Annotated in this window: 21 protein-coding genes and 1 tRNA gene; all 22 read left to right on the plus strand. The window is 61.1% G+C overall.

The genetic code is table 11. The features are described 5' to 3' along the window. Positions 1-20 precede the first annotated feature (20 nt). The 22 genes from pnp (at position 21) to nuoK (ending at position 19,571) form a co-directional block, all read left to right on the plus strand. Positions 21-2,138 (plus strand): polyribonucleotide nucleotidyltransferase, encoded by a 2,118-nt coding sequence (gene pnp / locus VPH41_RS06995; RefSeq protein WP_152283148.1) that lies wholly within the window; start codon positions 21-23, stop codon positions 2,136-2,138. 216 nt (positions 2,139-2,354) lie between these two features. Then, positions 2,355-3,050, plus strand: coding sequence for a hypothetical protein (locus VPH41_RS07000; protein WP_328569406.1), 696 nt, complete (start codon positions 2,355-2,357; stop codon positions 3,048-3,050). A 6-nt stretch (positions 3,051-3,056) separates the two neighbouring features. Continuing rightward, the gene (locus tag VPH41_RS07005) at positions 3,057-3,356 is read left to right on the plus strand and encodes a hypothetical protein (RefSeq protein WP_328569407.1); all 300 of its coding nucleotides are present in this window, start codon (positions 3,057-3,059) and stop codon (positions 3,354-3,356) included. Positions 3,357-3,477: 121 nt separating this feature from the next. After that, positions 3,478-5,424 carry a methyl-accepting chemotaxis protein gene (locus tag VPH41_RS07010; RefSeq protein WP_328569408.1) on the plus strand — a complete coding sequence of 649 codons (1,947 nt, stop codon included), beginning with the start codon at positions 3,478-3,480 and terminating at the stop codon, positions 5,422-5,424. 161 nt (positions 5,425-5,585) lie between these two features. Next, positions 5,586-5,795, plus strand: a complete 210-nt coding sequence (locus VPH41_RS07015; protein ID WP_328569409.1) for a hypothetical protein — start codon at positions 5,586-5,588, stop codon at positions 5,793-5,795. 109 nt (positions 5,796-5,904) lie between these two features. Next, a complete protein-coding gene (locus VPH41_RS07020; RefSeq protein WP_152283152.1) occupies positions 5,905-6,666 on the plus strand; it encodes a GIN domain-containing protein in 762 nt (253 codons plus the stop codon). Between the two features lie 64 nt (positions 6,667-6,730). After that, positions 6,731-7,339, plus strand: coding sequence for a tetratricopeptide repeat protein (locus tag VPH41_RS07025; protein ID WP_328569410.1), 609 nt, complete (start codon positions 6,731-6,733; stop codon positions 7,337-7,339). A 99-nt stretch (positions 7,340-7,438) separates the two neighbouring features. Continuing rightward, positions 7,439-8,419, plus strand: a complete 981-nt coding sequence (locus tag VPH41_RS07030; RefSeq protein ID WP_328569411.1) for an NAD(P)H-quinone oxidoreductase — start codon at positions 7,439-7,441, stop codon at positions 8,417-8,419. A 72-nt stretch (positions 8,420-8,491) separates the two neighbouring features. Beyond that, entirely contained in the window at positions 8,492-9,241 is a 750-nt protein-coding gene (gene tpiA, locus VPH41_RS07035) for a triose-phosphate isomerase (protein ID WP_328569412.1), read from the plus strand. Positions 9,242-9,269: 28 nt separating this feature from the next. After that, positions 9,270-9,674, plus strand: coding sequence for a preprotein translocase subunit SecG (gene secG, locus VPH41_RS07040; protein ID WP_034749996.1), 405 nt, complete (start codon positions 9,270-9,272; stop codon positions 9,672-9,674). A gap of 202 nt (positions 9,675-9,876) precedes the next feature. Next, positions 9,877-9,961, plus strand: a tRNA-Leu gene (locus tag VPH41_RS07045). Positions 9,962-10,138: 177 nt separating this feature from the next. Then, entirely contained in the window at positions 10,139-10,498 is a 360-nt protein-coding gene (locus VPH41_RS07050; RefSeq protein ID WP_010399734.1) for an NADH-quinone oxidoreductase subunit A, read from the plus strand. Positions 10,499-10,501: 3 nt separating this feature from the next. Next, complete coding sequence (locus VPH41_RS07055; protein WP_010399733.1) at positions 10,502-10,978, plus strand: NuoB/complex I 20 kDa subunit family protein; 477 nt, start codon at positions 10,502-10,504, stop codon at positions 10,976-10,978. 17 nt (positions 10,979-10,995) lie between these two features. Beyond that, entirely contained in the window at positions 10,996-11,589 is a 594-nt protein-coding gene (locus VPH41_RS07060) for an NADH-quinone oxidoreductase subunit C (RefSeq protein WP_034779526.1), read from the plus strand. Beyond that, positions 11,589-12,842, plus strand: a complete 1,254-nt coding sequence (locus tag VPH41_RS07065) for an NADH-quinone oxidoreductase subunit D (protein WP_034749992.1) — start codon at positions 11,589-11,591, stop codon at positions 12,840-12,842. Before VPH41_RS07060 ends, VPH41_RS07065 begins: the two co-directional genes overlap by 1 nt. A gap of 12 nt (positions 12,843-12,854) precedes the next feature. Next, the gene (gene nuoE / locus VPH41_RS07070) at positions 12,855-13,334 is read left to right on the plus strand and encodes an NADH-quinone oxidoreductase subunit NuoE (RefSeq protein WP_034749989.1); all 480 of its coding nucleotides are present in this window, start codon (positions 12,855-12,857) and stop codon (positions 13,332-13,334) included. After that, positions 13,331-14,626 (plus strand): NADH-quinone oxidoreductase subunit NuoF, encoded by a 1,296-nt coding sequence (nuoF, locus tag VPH41_RS07075; protein ID WP_010399729.1) that lies wholly within the window; start codon positions 13,331-13,333, stop codon positions 14,624-14,626. Before nuoE ends, nuoF begins: the two co-directional genes overlap by 4 nt. Positions 14,627-14,648: 22 nt before the next feature. Next, entirely contained in the window at positions 14,649-16,982 is a 2,334-nt protein-coding gene (gene nuoG, locus VPH41_RS07080; RefSeq protein WP_328569413.1) for an NADH-quinone oxidoreductase subunit NuoG, read from the plus strand. Continuing rightward, positions 16,982-18,064, plus strand: coding sequence for an NADH-quinone oxidoreductase subunit NuoH (nuoH, locus tag VPH41_RS07085; protein WP_071076363.1), 1,083 nt, complete (start codon positions 16,982-16,984; stop codon positions 18,062-18,064). Before nuoG ends, nuoH begins: the two co-directional genes overlap by 1 nt. 14 nt (positions 18,065-18,078) lie before the next feature. Next, positions 18,079-18,567 (plus strand): NADH-quinone oxidoreductase subunit NuoI, encoded by a 489-nt coding sequence (gene nuoI, locus VPH41_RS07090; protein WP_010399726.1) that lies wholly within the window; start codon positions 18,079-18,081, stop codon positions 18,565-18,567. Positions 18,568-18,633: 66 nt separating this feature from the next. Continuing rightward, complete coding sequence (locus VPH41_RS07095; protein ID WP_034779507.1) at positions 18,634-19,266, plus strand: NADH-quinone oxidoreductase subunit J; 633 nt, start codon at positions 18,634-18,636, stop codon at positions 19,264-19,266. Then, complete coding sequence (nuoK, locus tag VPH41_RS07100) at positions 19,263-19,571, plus strand: NADH-quinone oxidoreductase subunit NuoK (protein WP_010399724.1); 309 nt, start codon at positions 19,263-19,265, stop codon at positions 19,569-19,571. Before VPH41_RS07095 ends, nuoK begins: the two co-directional genes overlap by 4 nt. The last annotated feature ends 39 nt before the right edge of the window (positions 19,572-19,610 follow it).

Raw genomic sequence — 19,610 nt, forward strand, 5'->3', positions numbered from 1 at the left:
AATTAGAAAAGGGATACCCCATGTTTAACAAAGTTACGAAAACCTTCCAGTACGGTCAACATCAAGTGACCCTGGAAACCGGCGAAATCGCACGTCAGGCATCCGGCGCAGTGCTGGTGTCGATCGAAGATACCGTCGTTCTGGCAACGGTGGTGGCACGCAAAGATGCCAAGCCAGGCCAGGATTTCTTCCCTTTGACGGTTGATTATGTCGAGAAAACCTATGCTGCCGGTAAAATCCCGGGCGGTTTTTTCAAGCGCGAAGGCCGTCCTTCCGAAAAAGAAACACTGACTTCCCGTCTGATCGACCGTCCTATCCGTCCGCTGTTCCCGGAAGGCTACCTGAATGAAGTGCAAGTCATCATTCACGTGCTGTCGGTCAACCCTGAAATCGATCCGGACATCGCCGCCATGATCGGCGCATCGGCTGCCCTGTGCGTATCGGGCGTGCCTTTCAACGGCCCGATCGGCGCTGCGCGCGTCGGTTACGCCAATGGCCAGTACATCCTGAACCCGACCGTCCAGCAACTGAAAACGTCGCAAATGGACCTGGTTGTCGCCGGTACCGAAACGGCCGTGCTGATGGTCGAATCGGAAGCGCAGCAGCTGTCCGAAGAAATCATGCTGGGCGCCGTGGTCTTCGGCCACGACCAGATGAAAGTCGTCATCGACGCGATTCACGACCTGGTGCGTGACGGCGGCAAGCCGGAAGTGGAATGGGCGCCTGCGCCGAAAAACGAAGCACTGATCGCCCGCGTCGCGCATTTCGCCAACGCCAAGATCAACGATGCGTATCAAACCAAGGATAAGCAAGAGCGTACGGCCAAGCTGAAAGCAGCGACGTCGGAAGTGATCGCCGACCTGAGCGCTGAAGCGGCTGCTGCCGGCGGCGCAGCGATCGACAGCGCCGAAGTGAACAACATCCTGTTCGATATCGAAGCGAAAATCGTGCGTACGCAAATCCTGGACGGCGAGCCACGCATCGACGGCCGCGACACGCGCACCGTGCGTCCGATCTCGATCCGCACCAGCGTGCTGCCACGCACCCACGGTTCGGCCCTGTTCACGCGCGGCGAAACGCAAGCGCTGGTCGTTGCCACCCTGGGCACCGCCCGCGACAGCCAGAAGATCGACGCGCTGATGGGCGAGTTCACCGATTCGTTCATGCTGCATTACAACATGCCTCCGTTCGCCACCGGCGAAACGGGCCGTGTCGGTACGCCAAAACGCCGCGAAATCGGCCACGGCCGTCTGGCCAAGCGCGCGCTGATCGCCGCCCTGCCAGCCGCTGAGGAGTTCAGCTACTCGGTGCGCCTGGTATCGGAAATCACGGAATCGAACGGTTCCTCGTCGATGGCATCGGTGTGCGGCGGCTGCCTGGCACTGATGGACGCCGGCGTGCCGATGAAAGAACACGTGGCCGGTATCGCCATGGGCCTGATCAAGGAAGGCGGCAAGTTTGCCGTGCTGTCCGACATTCTGGGCGACGAAGATCACCTGGGCGACATGGACTTCAAGGTAGCCGGTACCCGCAACGGTATCACGGCGCTGCAGATGGACATCAAGATCATGGGCATCACCAAGGAAATCATGCAAGTGGCACTGGCGCAAGCCAAGGAAGGCCGCGAGCACATCCTGGGCGAAATGCAAAAAGCCATGCCGCACGTCAAAACCGAACTGTCCGATTTCGCACCGCGTCTGATCACCATCAAGATCAACCCGGAAAAAATCCGTGACGTGATCGGCAAGGGCGGCGCCGTGATCCGCGCGCTGACCGAAGAGACGGGCACCCAGATCGACATCAGCGACGAAGGCGTGGTCACCATCGCTTCCGTCGATGCTGCTGCCGGCCAGGAAGCCAAGCGCCGCATCGAAGAACTGACCGCTTCCGTCGAAGTGGGCAAGACCTACGAAGGCACCGTGCTGAAACTGCTGGACTTCGGCGCCATCGTGCAAGTCATGCCAGGCAAGGATGGCTTGCTGCACATCAGCCAGATCGCCAACGAGCGCGTCAACGCCGTGGCCGACTACCTGAAAGAAGGCCAGCTGGTCCGCGTAAAAGTGCTGGAAACGGACGACCGCGGCCGTCTGAAACTGTCGATGAAAGCTGCAGAAGGCAACGAAGCGCCAGCCGCTTAAGTTAGGCTAAATGCGGCTTCGGCCGCATGCTCAAAAACCGCCGGCGCGCAAGCCCTGGCGGTTTTTTTATGCGCGGCGTTTGCGCTGCATCGAAGGCGAAGGCTGGCCAGCGCACCAGTCTGCGCCGGCCTTGATGCAGCTCGCGTTGGCGCGGTTTGCGCCTTGTAGATTCGGGATGGGATCTTCCCCTGAACGAGTCTTCCAAGGAGATGCAGCATGCGTACACTATGCGGGCTGGCCGCCGCCTTTCTGCTTGCCGTCGCGCCCGGTGTCCGGGCACAGCTGGACAACGCGCCCACGCCGGTGCCGCTGCCCATCCCCATTGCCGCCGCGTCCACGGCCATGCCGGCGCAGGATATCGACGCCTTGCGCGCCGTGCATGCGCGCGAAATCAATGACCTCAGCACTTTCAAGACGGCGGGCTTGCAGCGCGCAGCCATCGACCCCTACCTGGACAGCACGGCAGGGCAGCAGTTCCTGCGCGAATTGCGCGCGGCCGATCCTGCCGCCCCGGCCGAGACGATATACGCGCGGGCGGTCGAGCAGCTCGCTTCCGGCAGCACCTTGCCCGACGTGCAAGCCATGTCGGCCGCGCTGGTGAAAATCGTGCCGCATGGGCAGAGCGTGTCGCCGTATTCGCCGTACTTCACCACCAGCGCGCAGCTGCAGCTGGCCTCGGGCCAGTGCGCCAGCCTGGCCGACTGTTTCGGCTTGCCCTTGAAGAGCGAGGCGCCGCTGTATGATGTGTACCAGATCATGCCCAAGGGTACGGTGAACGTCTTCGTCAGCCAGGTGGCGCCCACGCAGGAGCTGGGCGGCCTGGTGCGGCGCAGGGGCGGGGCGCAACAATACTTGCTGCCGAACCGCAACTTGTGGTCGACCCCCGTGCTGATCGGCACGATCAAGAACTGAGGAGAGATGATGGACCAGCTGCGCTTGCAAGCCCTTGCCGCCGAACTGGAACAGTTGCTGGCGCGCCTGGCGCCTGCCGATGGGGAAGTGGCTGACCTGCGCAGCGCGCTGGCGCCGCTGCTGGCACAGGCCGCTGCCGGCGCCTTGACCGCCCCCGTAGCCTGGGGCGACATCCCCGGCGGGCCTTATTTTACGGAAGGCGGCTTGCGCCGTTTCCCCGAGCTGGAACAGGCATTTGCCCGTTTCCGCATCGCGGCGACGGGCGGCGAATCGGCGGCCCTGCGCAAGCTGCGCGGCGAGATATGATTAATATATGGTATCAATTGTTGTTTATGGGTAATTGAGAGTTAGTATTGCTTGACGACAAAATCTTATTCATCGACCATGGCGCATCCCTCCCGATTTTCTCTTTTTTATTGGATGCACCATGTTGTCCTCTCTTAAGGCGCGGCTGATCGCCATTGCCGTTTCCATCGTCGTGCTGGCCATGCTGGCCGTCGCCATCGCCAATTTTTATACCACGCGCTCCAGCACCCTGGCCGCGCTCGACACGCAGATGCTGCAGCTGTCGCACAGCCACGCGCAAGCGATTGCCGAGTGGCTGCGTTCCAAGCAAGCCGTCGTGGGCTCGCTCAAGCAGGGCGCCACGGCGGCCGATCCGCTGCCGGCCCTGAAGGCGGCCGAGCAGGCCGGCACGTTTGACATGGCGTATATCGGCTTTGCCGACAAGCACGCCGTCTTTTCGCAGGAGCGCCAGCGCGCCGCCGACTACGATCCCACGGCGCGTCCCTGGTACAAGCTGGCGTCCGAAGCTGGCGGCCCCGTCATCACGGCGCCGTACATCGGCGCCAGCACGGGCAAGCTGGTGGTGACGTTTGCCGAGCCGCTGGGCGGCAAGGGCAGCGTGACGGGCGTGCTGGCGGCCGACGTGATGATGGATGCGGTGGTGCAGAACGTCGCCTCGATCAAGCCGACGGCGGCCAGCTACGCCTTCCTCGTCGATGGCGGCGGCAAGATCATCGCCCACCCGGACGGCAAGCTGACCCTGAAGCCGCTGGCCGAGCTGGACCCGGGCTTGAGCGCGCAGGCGCTTGCCGATATCGAAAAGAGCGGCGATGGCGCCGCCATCCGCCTGGGCGAACGCGACGGCATCTTGCATGTAAGTAAGGTGCCGGGCAGCGACTGGCTGCTGGCTACCGTGCTCGACCGTTCGGAAGCGACGCAGGCGCTGAGCTCCATGCTGCGCGCCTCGGCCCTGACGGCCTTGCTGGTGCTGGCCCTGGCAGCCACCGTATTGAGCGCGCTGGTGGCGCGCGCCCTGCGCCGCCTGGGACTGGTGCGCGATGCGATGGAAGCGATCGCCACGGGCGACGGCGACCTGACCAGCCGCCTCGACGCGGAAGGCGCAGATGAACTGGCGCAGATCGCCCAGGCGTTCAATTTGTTCGTGGAAAAGATCGCCACCGTGCTGGTGCAGATCCGCAGCATCAGCACCCTCGTGCGCAGCGAGTCGGCCGACATTGCCGCCGGCAACGCCGACCTGTCTTCGCGCACGGAAGCGCAGGCGGGGGCGTTGGAAGAAACGGCCAGTTCGATGGATGAACTGACCTCGACCGTCAAGCAGAATGCGGAAAACGCGCATGCGGCCAACGAGCTGGCCGTGTCCGCCTCGGAAGTGGCGGCCAAGGGCGGCCGCGTGGTGCAGCAGGTGGTGGGCACCATGGCGGGCATCCAGGAAAGCTCGCGCAAGATCGTCGACATCATCGGCGTGATCGACGGCATCGCCTTCCAGACGAATATCCTGGCCTTGAACGCGGCCGTCGAGGCGGCGCGCGCGGGCGAACAGGGCAGGGGCTTTGCCGTGGTGGCATCCGAAGTGCGCAACCTGGCGCAACGTTCGAGCCAGGCCGCCAAGGAAATCAAGGAATTGATCGGCGACTCGGTGGAGAAGGTGGGCGCCGGCGGCAGGCTCGTCGATGAGGCGGGCCAGACCATGGACCAGGTGGTGGCGTCGGTGCAGCAATTGACGGCCATCATGAGCGAGATCACGGTGGCCAGCCGCGAACAGAGCGCCGGCATCGGCGAGATCAATACGGCCGTCACGCACATGGATACCATGACGCAGCAAAATGCCGCCCTCGTCGAGCAGGCGGCGGCCGCCGCGGAAAGCTTGCAGGAGCAGGCGGTGGACCTGGCGCAGGCCGTCGGCATGTTCCGCCTCGGTGATGCGGGCCCTGCCGCGGCGCCCGCGCCCGTGACGCGCCTCAAGGTCAAGCCGGCTGCGCCAGCGCCGCGTGCGCCGGCCCGCGTGCTGCCGCCGGCCAGGCCTGTCAAGGCGGCCAAGTCCGGCGCCGACGAGTGGGAAGAGTTTTAAGCGCCTGTAAGCGCGCAGCTGCAAATCGACGTTTATCCGCGTTTTTGTCAGGCCAGCCTGCCAAAAACGCAGTTCGTCGCAATCGGCGTGTCTGCCGGGGCCGGTATGGCTATAGTGACACCATACCGCAAGCCCACTGCCAGACACCCGAGGAGATTCAAATGAACGTCGCTAAAAACATGGAAGTCATCGCCGTTGCCGCCGCCATCCTGGTCAGCGCCAGCTGCTACGCCATCGCCCCGGCCGCCCCGGCCCTGCAAGTGGCCAGCACCACGGCCACCCTGGCCGCACCGCTGGGCAAAGCTGCCATGCAAGTGGTGGTAGTCAAGGCCAAGCGCCTGAGCGCCGCCGAAAAAGCCCGTTTCGCGTAATCGATTGTCAGCAGTTTTCTGCGCTGCTACAGTGTTGACCAGTGGCAATGCGCGGACGTCCCGCGAGGACGCCACGACACATAAAAACAAGATACCGAGGATGCACTACATGAAAAAGACACTGCAACTGGCGCTGCTGTTCCTGGCGACACTGGGCCTGGTGCGCGGCGCGGCCGCCGAGACCCGCCTGCTGGAAATGCGCAACATCGACGCCCGCGTGGTGCGCGTCAAGCTCGATGGCGTGATGGAAGTGCGCATTCGCCAGGGCAACGTGCCTTCGCTGAGCATCACGGCCGACAAGCGCTACATCGCCGATGTCAGCACGGCGCAAAGCGGCGACACCCTGCATATCGAAACGGAAGTACGCGGCATCAAGATCGGCCCTTCGTCGATACGCGCCGACCTGGTCTTGCCGAACTTGCGCGAGCTGAGCTCGGAAGGCTTTGGCAGCACGGACATCACGGGCTTCAAGGGCGAGGAACTGACCCTGTCGCTGGAAGGGGCGGGCAGCATCAAGCTGGTGGGCGACTACCGCAAGCTCAATGCCAGCCTGGGCGGCGTGGGCAGCATGCAGATCTGGATCGGCAACAATGAGCGTGCGGAACTGGACTTGCAGGGCGCCGGCTCGGTGGTGCTGGGCGGACGCGGGCGCCTGTTGAAGGCCAGCCTGGGGGGGCTGGGCAGCCTCAATGCGCAGCAATTCGAAGCCGATGCCGTCAACCTGGAATTGAGCGGCCTCGGTAATGCCACGGTGAATGCCCATACGAATGCCAAGCTGAACCTGAGCGGACTCGGTTCGGTGGTGGTGTACGGCAAGCCGGCCAACCGCGATGTCAGCGTCGAGGGCCTGGGCAAAGTGAGCTGGAAATAAGGATGTCCGTGCATGCCGCAAGGCGTGTTCCGATAACAGTACAGTCAGACCTCTTCCCATTCCGATGAAAAAACTGATCATTACATTACTCATGCTGTGCGTCATACAGCTACCCGCGCGGGCGGGCTTTGTCGAGGGCGCCAGCGCCTACAACAACAAGAATTACGCGCTAGCCTACAAGGAAATATTGCCCCTTGCTAAGACCGGCAACGCCGACGCCCAGCATTTGCTGGGCCTGATGTATTACATGGGCCGGGGCTTGCCGCAGGATTACAAGCAAGCCATGTTCTGGCACCGCAAGGCGGCCGACCAGGGCAAGGCCGACGCCCAGTATGTGGTGGGCGCCATGTATTACACGGGCAATGCCGTGCTGCAGGACCACAAGCAAGCCGTGGGCTGGTTCCGCAAGGCGGCCGAGCAAAATCATGCAGAGGCGCAGCAGGTGCTGGGCCTGATGTACCGCTATCACATGGGTGGCGTGCAGCAGGACAACGTCATCGCCTACATGCTGTGGAACCTGGCGGCGGCAAATGGCAATGCGAATGCGGCCGACCAGCGCGCCGCCGTGGTGCGCAAGATGACGCCCGAGCAAGTCGAGGAGGGGCAGGCCCTGTCGGCGAAATGGAAGCCGGGCACGCCCTTGCCGCGTCAGTCGAAGACGGGCGCCGGCTAAGGGGGGGGGCGATGACGTCGGGAAGGCTCCTCGAGAGGGGGCCTGCAAGGCTGGGCGGCTTGGCGTACAATCGCCGTTTTGCCTAGAAAGAGTCCCGCCATGCGTGCAGTTGCCATCAGCCAGCCAGGTCCCGCCGACGTTCTGCAGATCGCCGAGCATCCCGTTCCCGCCTTCAAGGCAGGCGAATTGCTGATCAAGGTGCACGCGGCCGGCATCAACCGTCCCGACGTGCTGCAGCGCCTGGGCAAGTACGCGCCGCCCGCCGGCGCGTCCGACTTGCCGGGCCTGGAAGTGGCGGGCGAAGTCGTCGATGGCGACTTTACTAACACCGGATTCAGCAAGGGCGACCTGGTCTGCGCGCTGGTGCAAGGCGGCGGCTATGCCGAATACTGCGCCGCGCCTGCCGGCCAGTGCCTGCCCTTGCCGAAAGGCTTGACGGCGCTGGAGGGCGCGTCCCTGCCGGAAAACTTCTTTACCGTGTGGAGCAATGTCTTCGACCGCTGCGCGCTGGCCGATGGCGAAACCCTGCTGGTGCAGGGCGGCACGTCCGGCATCGGCGTGGCGGCCATCCAGCTGGCGGCCGCGCTCGGTCACCGCGTGTTCGCCACGGCGGGCAGCGACGACAAGGCGCGTGCCTGCGAAGCGCTGGGCGCCGAACGGGGCATCAATTACCGCACGGAAGATTTCGTGGCCGTCGTCAAGGAACTGACTGGCGGCCGCGGCGTCGACGTCATCCTCGACATGGTGGGCGGCGATTACCTGCCGCGCGAAATCGATTGCCTGGCCGACGATGGCCGCATCGGCCTGATCGCCGTGCAGGGCGGCACCAAGGCGGAGCTGGACCTGGGTAGCTTGCTACGCCGTCGCCTGACGGTGACGGGTTCCACCTTGCGTCCCCGTTCCGTCGCCTTCAAGGCCGCCATCGCCAACCATCTGCGCACGACCGTCTGGCCCCTGATCGAAGCGGGCAAGATCAAGCCCGTGATCTACAAAACTTTCCCTTTGGAAAAAGCCAACGAGGCGCATGCCTTGATGGAGGCGAGCACGCACGTGGGCAAGATCATGTTGCAAGTTGCCTGAAACGGGGCACTGCCTGTTTGACCGGCATCGGTGCCGGAGTTAGAATGACGGGTTATTAGAATTTAGGCTACTATGCGTCGCAAACTCGTCGTCGGAAATTGGAAAATGAACGGCAGTCGCACCTCGAACGCGGTGTTATTGTCTGAAATAGTTGCTGGCCTGGCTGCCTCTGGCGCCGCCAGCGCCGTCTGCGTGCCCGCGCCGTATCTGGCGCAGTGCCAGGCGCAATTGGCAGGCTCGGCTCTGGGCTGGGGCGCGCAGGATGTGTCCGCGCACGCCAGCGGCGCCTACACGGGAGAAATCTCGGCCGCCATGCTGCAGGATTTTGGCTGCAGCTATGTGGTGATCGGGCATTCCGAGCGCCGCGCCTACCATGGCGAGAGCGATGCGCAAGTGGCGGCCAAGACGGTTGCCGCGCTGGCGGCGGGCATCACGCCCATCGTCTGCATCGGCGAGACGCTGGCGCAGCGCGAAGCGGGCCAGACCAATGCCGTAGTGGCGCAGCAGCTGGGTGCCGTGCTGGCAGCCATCGGCGGCGACGACGTGGCGAAACTGGTGCTGGCCTACGAGCCGGTCTGGGCCATCGGCACGGGCAAGACAGCGACGCCGCAAATGGCGCAGGACGTGCATCAGGAGTTGCGCGGCCAGCTGGTGGTAAAGAATGCGGTAGCGGCGGCCGGCGTGCAGATCCTGTACGGCGGCAGCATGAAGCCAGAGAACGCAAAAGAATTGATGGCGATGCCGGATATCGATGGCGGTCTGATCGGTGGAGCAGCATTGAAGGCGGCGGATTTCCTGGCGATTATTCACGCCGCTGATTGAATTACTTTAAACTAAGAATGGAATTGCAATGAACATGATGTTCAATCTGGTAGTGGTAGTACAGGTTATTTCGGCATTGTCGATTATCGCGCTGGTGTTGCTGCAGCACGGCAAGGGCGCCGACATGGGTGCCGCCTTCGGTTCGGGCGCATCGGGCAGCCTGTTCGGTGCGACGGGTTCGTCGAACTTTATGTCGAAGTCGACGGGCGTTGCCGCCGCGATCTTCTTCGGTGCCACCCTGGCCCTGTCGCTGATGGCCAATCAGCGCGCCACCACGGTGGGCGGCGGCGTGATGGATAAAGTCGTCAAGCCAGTGCCGGTGACCGGCGCAGGCGCCATCCCGACGACGGTGCCAGCAGCAGCTCCGGCTGCCAGCGCTCCGGCAGCGGCAGCTCCGGTTGCCAGCACCCCGGCCGGCGCGATTCCGAAGTAATCGGCTAGTCGCCGGGTAGTTACTCGATACCTCATCGAGAGTAATTCTCATTACGGGCAGATTATTGCTCAATGTTTTAGCAGTGCGGCAGGAAAAAATCGTGGCGCGCTGGAAGATGTAAAAATTTATCGTTTTTATCTGTGTTTTGATGCATTTGTGCATTAACTTTAGCGGCAAAGCAGAGTAGAATACGGGCCTTACCGCCGACGTGGTGAAATTGGTAGACACGCTATCTTGAGGGGGTAGTGGCGAAAGCTGTACGAGTTCGAGTCTCGTCGTCGGCACCAGAAATCAGAAGCCAGCAACGGCGCACGAGCCATGGCTCGTACAAAGTTGCTGGCTTTTTTTACGAGGATGTGTCGTTCGATCCTGGTCTTAGCTTTGATTGGGGTCGTGCGTTAGATACGCTGCAAATGATCGCAGCGTCCTCATTTAACCGATCGTTCAATATAAGCTCATCAATCGTGAACCTCGAAAATTACTTCCCCGTCCTGCTGTTCATTATTATCGGCCTTGGTGTCGGTATCGCTCCCCAGCTCCTGGGGCGCCTGTTAGGCCCTAACAAGCCTGACGCAGCAAAACTCTCCCCGTACGAATGTGGCTTTGAAGCATTCGAAGACGCGCGCATGAAATTTGATGTGCGCTACTATCTGGTCGCAATCCTGTTTATTTTGTTCGATCTGGAAACGGCATTCTTTTTCCCATGGGGCGTTGCAATGCGCGACCTGGGCTGGGCCGGTTTCGTCACGATGATGGTGTTCATCGCTGAATTCGTGGTCGGATTTTGGTACATTTGGAAGAAAGGTGCCCTTGACTGGGAATAAGCCATGGCTATTGAAGGCGTATTAAGCGAAGGTTTCATCACCACCTCGGCCGACAAGCTGATCAACTGGGCGCGCACCGGGTCTATGTTCCCGATGACGTTCGGTCTGGCCTGCTGTGCGGTCGAAATGATGCATGTGGGCGCAGCCCGCTACGATATGGACCGTTTCGGCGTCGTGTTTCGTCCGTCGCCGCGTCAGTCCGACGTCATGATCGTTGCCGGCACCCTGTGCAACAAGATGGCGCCGGCCCTGCGCAAGGTCTACGACCAGATGGCAGAGCCACGCTGGGTCATCTCGATGGGTTCCTGCGCCAATGGCGGCGGGTATTACCATTACTCCTACTCTGTGGTGCGCGGCTGCGACCGCATCGTGCCCGTCGACGTGTATGTGCCTGGCTGTCCTCCGACCGCTGAAGCCTTGTTGTACGGCATCATGCAGTTGCAGAACAAGATCAAGCGTACCAGCACGATCGCACGCTAACGGGGCCGCTTCAGATTATGACAACACATTTAGAAGTATTGCAAAACGCCCTCGGCACTGCCCTGGGCGATCGCGTTAGCACGACCGTTGCGCTGGGCGAAGTGACCCTGGTCGTCAAGGCCGAGGACTACCTGGCCGTGATGCAGACCTTGCGCGACGATCCGACCCTGCATTTCGAGCAATTGCTCGACCTGTGCGGCGTCGACTACTCGACCTATGGCGACGGTAGCTGGGATGGCCTGCGTTTCGCGGCCGTCTCGCACCTGCTGTCGGTCAAGCACAACTGGCGCGTGCGCGTGCGCGTGTTCGCACCGGACGACGACATGCCGCTGCTGCCTTCCGTGGTGGGTATCTGGCGTGCCGTCAACTGGTACGAGCGCGAAGCGTTCGACCTGCTGGGCATCCTCTTCGAAGGCCACAACGACTTGCGCCGCCTGCTGACCGACTACGGTTTCATCGGCCATCCGTTCCGCAAGGATTTCCCCGTCTCCGGCTATGTCGAGATGCGCTACGATCCGGAACAAAAGCGCGTGATTTACCAGCCCGTGACGATCGAGCCGCGGGAAAACGTGCCGCGCGTGATCCGCGAAGAACATTACGGGATGAAATAATGGCTGAGATTAAGAACTACACCCTGAACTTTGGGCCACAGCATCCGGCCGCGCACGGTGTGCTGCGCCTGGTGCTGGAGATGGATGGCGAAGTCATCCAGCGCGCCGACCCGCATATCGGCCTGCTGCACCGCGCTACCGAAAAGCTGGCCGAGCAAAAGACCTACCTGCAATCCGTGCCGTACATGGACCGTCTCGACTATGTGTCGATGATGTGCAATGAACACGCGTACGTGATGGCCATCGAAAAGATGCTGGGCCTGGAAGTGCCCCTGCGCGCGCAATACATCCGCGTCATGTTCGACGAGATGACGCGCATCCTGAATCACCTGATGTGGCTGGGTACCCACGCGCTGGACGTCGGCGCCATGGGCCCGTTCCTGTATTGCTTCCGCGACCGCGAAGACTTGTTCGACGCCTACGAGGCAGTGTCGGGCGCGCGCATGCACGCGGCCTACTACCGTCCGGGCGGCGTGTACCGCGACCTGCCGGACGCGATGCCGCAGCACAAGGCGTCGATCATCCGCAACGCCAAGGCCATCGGCAAGCTGAACGAAAACCGCCAGGGTTCGCTGCTGGACTTCATCGAAGACTTCGCGCGCCGTTTCCCGAACTCGGTGGACGAGTACGAAACCCTGCTGACCGACAACCGTATCTGGAAACAGCGTACCGTCGGCATCGGCGTGGTCTCGCCGGAAGATGCGCTGGCCATGGGCTTTACGGGCGCCATGCTGCGCGGCTCGGGCGTGCAGTGGGACTTGCGCAAGAAACAGCCGTACGAAGTGTACGACCTGATGGATTTCGACATTCCTATCGGCACCAACGGCGATTGCTACGACCGCTACCTGGTCCGCGTGGAAGAGCTGCGCCAGTCGAACCGCATCATCAAGCAATGCGTGGAGTGGCTGCGCAACAATGAAGGTCCTGTCATGACCAGCAACCGCAAGGTGGCGCCTCCGGGCCGCGTCGACATGAAGACCAACATGGAATCGCTGATTCACCACTTCAAGCTGTTTACGGAAGGTTTCCACGTGCCGCCAGGCGAGGCCTACAGTGCCGTGGAGCATCCGAAGGGCGAGTTCGGCGTGTACCTGGTGTCCGATGGCGCCAACAAGCCGTACCGCATGAAACTGCGCGCGCCAGACTACGCCCACTTGCAGTCGCTCGACGAGATGGCGCGTGGGCACATGCTTGCCGACGCCGTGACCATCATCGGGACGCAAGATATCGTGTTCGGCAGTATTGACCGCTAAGAGGCAAAAAGTATGTTGTTATCAGAGCAATGCTATAAGAAAATTGACCGCGAGCTGGCCAAGTACCCGGCCGACCAGCGTCAGTCGGCCGTCATGGCCGCGCTGGCCCATGCCCAGGATGAACTGGGCTGGCTGGCGCCGGAAACCATGAAGGAACTGGCCGATTACATCGGCATGCCGGCGATTGCCGTGCAGGAAGTGGCCACGTTCTACAATATGTACAACGTGAAACCCGTGGGCAAGCACAAGATCACCGTGTGCACCAACCTGCCATGCGCCCTGTCGGGCGGCGTGCGCGCTGCAGACTACCTGAAGCAGAAACTGGGTATCGATTTCCGCGAAACCACCGCTGATGGCCAGTTCACCCTGGTTGAAGGCGAGTGCATGGGTGCTTGCGGCGATGCGCCTGTCTTGCTGGTCAGTAATAAAACCATGTGCAGCTGGATGTCGAACGAGAAAATCGACGCCATGCTGGAGGAACTCAAGAAATGACGTCACTCCACAACCGCCATATCGATCCATTGATCCTGAAGGATCTGGATGGCAAGAACTGGCATTTGCAAGATTATGTGAACCGCGGCGGCTATTCGGCCCTGCGGCGTATCCTGGAAGAGAAAATCACGCCGGAACAGATCATCGCCGACCTCAAGGCTTCGTCCTTGCGCGGCCGTGGCGGCGCGGGTTTCCCTACCGGCTTGAAGTGGAGCTTCATGCCGCGCCAGTTCCCGGGTCAAAAATACCTCGTCTGCAATACAGATGAAGGCGAACCGGGTACTTTCAAGGACCGCGACATCATTCGTTACAATCCCCATGCGCTGATCGAAGGCATGGCCATTGGCGCTTATGCGATGGGCATCACCGTGGGTTACAACTATATCCACGGTGAAATCTTCCAGGAATACCTGCGTTTCGAAGAAGCGCTGGAAGAGGCGCGCGCCGCCGGTTTCCTGGGCGACAAGATCATGGGCAGCGAGTTCTCGTTCCAGTTGCATGCGCACCATGGTTATGGCGCCTACATCTGCGGCGAAGAAACGGCCCTGCTGGAATCGCTGGAAGGCAAGAAAGGCCAGCCGCGCTTCAAGCCGCCTTTCCCTGCCTCGTTTGGCCTGTACGGCAAGCCGACGACGATCAACAACACGGAAACCTTCGCGGCCGTGCCATTCGTGCTGAACATCGGTCCAGAGAAATACCTGGCCATGGGCAAGCCGAACAACGGCGGTTCGAAGATCTTCTCGATCTCGGGCGACGTGGAAAAACCGGGCAACTACGAAGTGCCGCTCGGCACCCCGTTTGCGACCCTGCTGGAACTGGCAGGCGGCATGCGCGGTGGCAAAAAGATCAAGGCCGTGATCCCTGGCGGTTCGTCCGCTCCGGTGATCCGCGGCGACATCATGATGCAGACCGACCTGGACTATGACTCGATCGCGAAAGCCGGTTCGATGCTGGGTTCGGGCGCCGTCATCGTGATGGACGAAACACGCTGCATGGTAAAGGCGCTGGAACGCCTGTCCTACTTCTACTTTGAAGAATCGTGCGGCCAGTGTACGCCTTGCCGTGAAGGCACAGGCTGGATGTACCGCATGGTGCACCGCATCGAGCAGGGGCAGGGTCGTCCAGACGACCTGGACATGCTCAACTCGATCGCCGACAACATCCAGGGCCGCACCATTTGCGCGCTGGGCGATGCGGCTGCCATGCCGGTACGGGCCTTCATTAAGAATTTCCGTGAAGAATTTGAATATCATATCGAGCACAAGCATTGCTTAGTGCCCGCATATATCTAAGCTGCGTCAGGTAACGATCACCATGGTTGAAATCGAAATAGACGGCAAAAAAGTCGAAGTCCCTGCTGGTAGCATGGTGATGGACGCCGCCAACAAATTGGGAACCTACATTCCGCACTTCTGCTATCACAAGAAATTGTCGATCGCAGCGAACTGCCGCATGTGCCTGGTCGAAGTGGAAAAGGCGCCCAAGCCTTTGCCCGCTTGTGCGACCCCGGTCAGTGCCGGCATGATCGTGCGCTCCGCCAGCGACAAAGCTGTGCAGGCGCAAAAGTCGGTCATGGAATTCTTGCTGATTAACCACCCGCTCGATTGCCCTATCTGCGATCAGGGCGGCGAATGCCAGTTGCAAGACTTGGCTGTGGGCTACGGCAAGAGCGAATCGCGCTACAAGGAAGACAAGCGCGTCGTGCAGCCGAAGGAAGCCGGTCCGCTGGTCTCCATGCAGGAAATGTCGCGCTGCATCCAGTGCACCCGTTGCGTACGCTTTGGCCAGGAAGTGGCCGGCGTGATGGAGCTGGGCATGATCGGCCGCGGCGAACACTCGGAAATCGTGTCCTTCGTGGGCCAGACGGTCGACTCCGAACTGTCGGGCAACATGATCGACCTGTGCCCGGTCGGCGCACTGACCTCGAAACCGTTCCGCTACAGCGCCCGTACGTGGGAACTGTCGCGCCGCAAATCGGTCAGCCCGCATGATGGCCTGGGTTCGAACCTGATCGTGCAAGTGAAAGCTGGCAAGGTCAAGCGCGTATTGCCGCTGGAAAATGAAGCCGTCAACGAGTGCTGGATCTCGGACAAGGACCGTTTCTCGTACGAAGCGCTGGACAGCGCCGAACGCCTGACTTCCCCGATGCTGAAACAAGGCAACGAGTGGAAAGAAGTCGATTGGCAAACGGCGCTGGAATACGTGGCGCACGGTTTGAAAAACATCAAGCACGAGCATGGCGCCGACGCCATCGCCGCGCTGGCAACGCCGCATTCGACCGTCGAAGAGCTGGTCCTGCTGCAAAAAGTGGCCCACGGTCTCGGTTCCGAGCACGTCGACTTCCGCCTGCGCCAGACCGACTTCGCGCTCGACGCGTCCGTCAAGCCATGGCTGGGCATGCCGATCAATGAATTTGGCCAGATCAAGCGCGCCTTCGTCATCGGCTCGTTCCTGCGCAAGGACCACCCGTTGCTGGCCACGCGTTTGCGCGCGTCCGTCAAGGGCGGCGCCAAGCTGTCGATCCTGCACGCCTCCGACGATGATCAGCTGATCACGATCGCCAACAAGATGATCGCAGCGCCAAGCGATTGGCTGGCGGCCTTGTCGGAAGTGGTCGTCGCTGTTGCCAAAGCGAAAGAAATCGCCGCACCAGCCGGTTTCGAAGCGATTGCCGCTTCGGACGTGGCCGTTGCGATTGCCGCCAGCCTGATGGCCGGCGACAACGGCGCCGTGCTGCTGGGTAACGCGGCAACGCAACACCCGCAAGCGTCGCAATTGCATGCTGCCGCGCAATGGATCGCCGAACAGACGGGCGCCAAGCTCGGCTACCTGACGGAAGCGGCCAACACGGTTGGCGCGCACCTGGTCGCCAAGCCGCGCGCCAACGTGCAAGCTGCGTTTGCCGTGCCGAAGAAAGCCTACGTGCTGCTGCACGCGGAGCCGGAACTCGATGCCGCCAATCCACAAGCGGCCCGCGCCGCCCTGGACAAGGCCGAGATGGTCGTGGCGATGTCGGCCTTCAAGCACGGCATGGATTACGCCGATGTCTTGCTGCCGATCGCCCCGTTCGCTGAAACCTCGGGCACCTTCGTGAACTGCGAAGGCCGCGCGCAAAGCTTCAACGGCACTGTGAAACCGCTGGCGGAAACCCGTCCGGCCTGGAAAGTGCTGCGCGTCCTGGGCAACATTCTGGGCCTGGCCGGTTTCGACTACGACACGTCCGAAGCGATCCGCGACGAAGCGTTTGGCGCCGGTGTGACCGACCTGTCGGCACAGCTGAACAACATCGCCAAGAACGCGCCGGAAGCGGCAGCGTACGCACCGGCATCGCCGGCGCTGCAACGCATCGCCGACGTGCCGATCTACTTCGCCGACGCGCTGGTACGCCGCTCCGAACCGCTGCTGCGCACGGTCGATGGCGCCGCGCCGCAAGCCCATCTGTCGCCAGCATTGGCCGAGAAGCTGGGCATCAAGGCAGGCGACAAGGTCAAAGTGGCGCAAGGCTCCGGCAGCGCCATCCTGGTGGCGGCAATCCATGCCGGCCTGCCAGCCAATGTGGTCAAAGTGTCGGCGGCGCATGCCTCGACGGCTAGCCTGGGCGGCATGTTCGGTGACATCACAGTTGAAACAGCAGAGGGGAAAATCTGATGGCTCTGCCTGAATTTGTAAACGTCATCAACAGCAGCGGCCAGGATTTGCTGGGCGGCTCCTGGCCGTTCTTCTGGACCCTGATCAAGATCCTGTGCGTGCTGCTGCCGCTGATGGGCCTGGTTGCCTACCTGACCTTGTGGGAACGCAAGCTGATCGGCTGGATCCAGATCCGCGTGGGTCCGAACCGCGTGGGCCCGCTGGGCTTGCTGCAACCGATCGCCGATGCGCTGAAACTCTTGTTCAAAGAGATCATCATCCCGTCCAAGGCCGCCAAGGGCCTGTTCGTGATCGGCCCGATCATGACCATCATGCCGGCCCTGGCCGCCTGGTCGGTCGTGCCGTTCGGTCCGCAAGCCGTGCTGGCCAACGTCAACGCAGGCTTGCTGATGCTGCTGGCGATTACCTCGATGGAAGTCTACGGCATCATCATCGCCGGCTGGGCTTCGAACTCGAAGTACTCGTTCATGGGCGCCATGCGCGCTTCGGCACAGATGATTTCGTATGAAATCCCGATGGGCTTCGTGATGGTCATCGTGCTGATGGTCTCGGGCAGCCTGAACTTCATCGACATCGTCGGCGGCCAGCAAATCGGCTTCTTCGCCGACAAGGGCGTGAACTTCCTGTCGTGGAACTGGCTGCCGCTGCTGCCGATGTTCGTCATCTACCTGGTGTCGGGCCTGGCTGAAGCCAACCGCCACCCGTTCGACGTCGTCGAAGGCGAGTCGGAAATCGTGGCCGGCCACATGGTCGAGTACTCGGGCATGGCCTACGCCATGTTCATGCTGGCCGAATACGCCAACATGATCCTGATCGGCGCCCTGGCTTCGATCATGTTCCTCGGTGGCTGGTCCGCACCATTTGCTTTCCTTGAGTTCTGGGGTGGTTTCGGCGGCTTCTTCTGGCTGTTCGCCAAGACCTTCTTCATCGTGTCGGTGTTTATCTGGGTGCGCGGTACTTTCCCACGCTACCGTTATGACCAGATCATGCGCCTCGGCTGGAAAGTGTTTATCCCGTTGACGCTGGTCTACCTGGTCTTCGTCGCTGCCTGGATGCAGACATCCTGGAATATTTGGAAGTAAGAGAGTGCATACGAATGGATAAGGTAAAAGATTTCTTCAGCAGCCTCTTGTTAGGCGAGCTGATCAAGGGCATGGCGTTGACAGGCAAGTACATGTTTTCGCGCAAGATCACGGTGCAATTCCCGGAAGAGAAGACACCGATCTCGCCGCGCTTCCGTGGCTTGCACGCGCTGCGCCGCTACCCGAACGGCGAGGAACGTTGCATCGCCTGCAAACTGTGCGAAGCGGTTTGCCCGGCGATGGCCATCACGATCGAATCGGAACAGCGTGACGACGGCTCGCGCCGCACCACGCGTTACGATATCGACTTGACCAAGTGCATCTTCTGCGGTTTCTGCGAAGAGTCCTGCCCGGTCGATTCGATCGTCGAGACGCAAATCCTAGAATACCACGGCGAGAAACGCGGGGATTTGTATTACACGAAAGAGATGTTGCTGGCCGTAGGTGATCGTTATGAAAATGACATCGCCGCTGCGCGCGCCGCCGACGCACCTTATCGCTGATGGATGCGCCGCAGCCGAGAGGCTGCGGCGCGCCCCTCGTTCATCTGTACGTCTATTGGGTTTTTTATGGACTTTAAAACAATTTTGTTTTACGCCTTCGCGCTGATCTTGATTCTGGCAGCGACGCGCGTCATCACGGCCCGTAATCCGGTCCACGCAGTACTGTTCCTAGTGCTGTCCTTCTTTTCCGCAGCGGGCATCTGGATGCTGCTGCAAGCTGAATTCCTGGCCATCGTGCTGGTATTGGTGTATGTCGGCGCCGTGATGGTGCTGTTCCTCTTCGTGGTCATGATGCTCGATATCAATATCGACCGCATGCGCGAAGGCTTCTGGGGCTATCTGCCTTTGTCGGTGACGGTGGGCGTGATCATCGTGCTGGAAATGGCTGCCGTCCTGTGGCACGGTTTCCGCAACTTTGCGCCGAGCATCGCTCCCGTGAACGTCAACCTGGGCGGCACCAAGGAACTGGGCCTGCTGATCTACACGAAATATGTGTTTGCTTTCGAGATCGCTGCCGTCGTGCTGCTGGTGGCCATCGTTGCCGCAGTTGCACTGACCCTGCGCAAACGCAAGGACACCAAGCATTTTGCTCCAGGCGATGCGGTACGCGTCAAGCGCAACGACCGCCTGAAGATCATCAAGATGGACGCGGTCGTCGAGCGTCCTGCGGCTGAGCCGGAAGTTAAGGAGGCACCATGACATTATCGCTCACACATTTTCTGGTCCTGGGCGCGATCCTGTTCGCAATCTCGATCGTCGGTATTTTCCTGAACCGCAAGAACATCATCGTATTGCTGATGGCAATCGAACTGATGCTGCTGGCGGTGAATATGAATTTCATCGCGTTCTCCCATTTCATGGGCGACGCTGCCGGTCAGATCTTCGTTTTCTTCATCCTGACGGTTGCCGCCGCTGAGTCGGCTATCGGTCTGGCTATTCTGGTGGTGATGTTCCGTAATCTGGATACCATCAACGTCGAAGACCTGGACAGCCTCAAAGGCTGATGTTTTTCAGACTCGATCTCTCGAATAATAACGATTAAG

It is taken from the genome of Janthinobacterium sp. P210006 (assembly GCF_036231885.1).
Lineage (GTDB): Bacteria > Pseudomonadota > Gammaproteobacteria > Burkholderiales > Burkholderiaceae_D > Janthinobacterium > Janthinobacterium violaceinigrum.